The 1,128-nt window shown below is 36.3% G+C and carries 1 protein-coding gene; it reads right to left on the bottom strand.

Features of this window, described 5'->3' with window-relative positions; translation table 11 throughout:
* Window positions 1-14: 14 nt before the first annotated feature.
* Complete coding sequence (locus tag ACMZ6U_RS10480; RefSeq protein ID WP_416108353.1) at window positions 15-887, bottom strand: glycoside hydrolase family 25 protein; 873 nt, start codon at window positions 885-887, stop codon at window positions 15-17.
* Between the last annotated feature and the right edge of the window lie 241 nt (window positions 888-1,128).

Here is a 1,128-nt window from a genome sequence, read left to right as displayed (position 1 = left end):
TCCAGTTTGGTTTTTTATTCTTGCATATCTTTGCTAGGTTTTCGACCAAATAATTTTTGGTAAGTAGAACCAATGTCTTTATCCGTTGCAATACGATTTAAGTCCAGTGGTTTTTGGAAACCATCAACAAAACCTTGTGAGGTATATTGGTGGAGATCATGCTCTAAGGATGTATGAGGATCCTCTTCATAAAGACCGGAATCAGTACCATAAGTCGGAAACCAAACGGCATCAAACTTATCAATAGAGATACTATGTTCGTCCATAAAGTAGGTTCCGATGTAGATTCCGATATTCTTGGCTCCTAATTTTTCTAATTCAGAACGAAAGGCTTCAACCCCTTTATCCATATTGTCCATGGTTTTTTCTTCGACATCTAACCAATAGTAAGTTGGTTTATAGGGAGCTGATTTTCCATAGAGGATACGTGCCTCTTCTTTCATTTCTTTAACATTTTTCCCCATGACATAAGCATAGACTGCTACTGGGATATCACGTTTTTGAAATTCAGTAATATGTTTTTTATAAGACTTATCAACCCCTTTGGCATTTGTGGCGTTGTTATCAATACCAATACCTGAACCTCCAAAGACACGAACAATGACGCCAGAAATATTTGCAGACAAGGTATCGTAGTCTATTTCTTCAGGTAACTGCCATCCAGAAACGTCAATGATGGGTTTTAGGGAAGTAATTGGTTCTTCTTTTTCGGTACTTGTTGTCGTTTGATTAGGCTTAGGAGTAGTACTTACAGTTGGAATTGTTGCCCCAGCTGCATTGAGTTGAACAGTTCTAGCAACCATGGCGTAAGATTTTGCGATAATTAATATCAAAATAGGCAATCCTAAGAGTGTAAACGCAACGATTCGCTTAATTCTCTTTCTCATCTTCGTTATATTGTAACTTAAAAAATATAAAAAATCAAAGTAACTTACCTTTAAAAGCGATAGTGAAGCTATTTTTCATCCTGTCAGTGACTATATATAGGTGAAAACTATACCCGTTGTGCTAGTTAATCAATCATAGGCAAGTGAATATTTCAAACTGATGCCGAACTTATTTTGGGTATCTTCAAGCATAAGAGAATAAGTAAGTAGTATTGCCTCTGTTTTAAATTTAAGTGCCTGC

The sequence above is a fragment of the Streptococcus pluranimalium genome (assembly GCF_047785745.1).
Classification (GTDB): domain Bacteria; phylum Bacillota; class Bacilli; order Lactobacillales; family Streptococcaceae; genus Streptococcus; species Streptococcus pluranimalium_B.
This window is presented reverse-complemented; position numbering and strand designations above follow the sequence as displayed.

What these genes read in the sequence shown, in the direction of transcription:
- ACMZ6U_RS10480 (WP_416108353.1), bottom strand. Translation starts at nt 887, where the DNA reads ATGAGAAAGAGAATTAAGCGAATCGTTGCGTTTACACTCTTAGGATTG.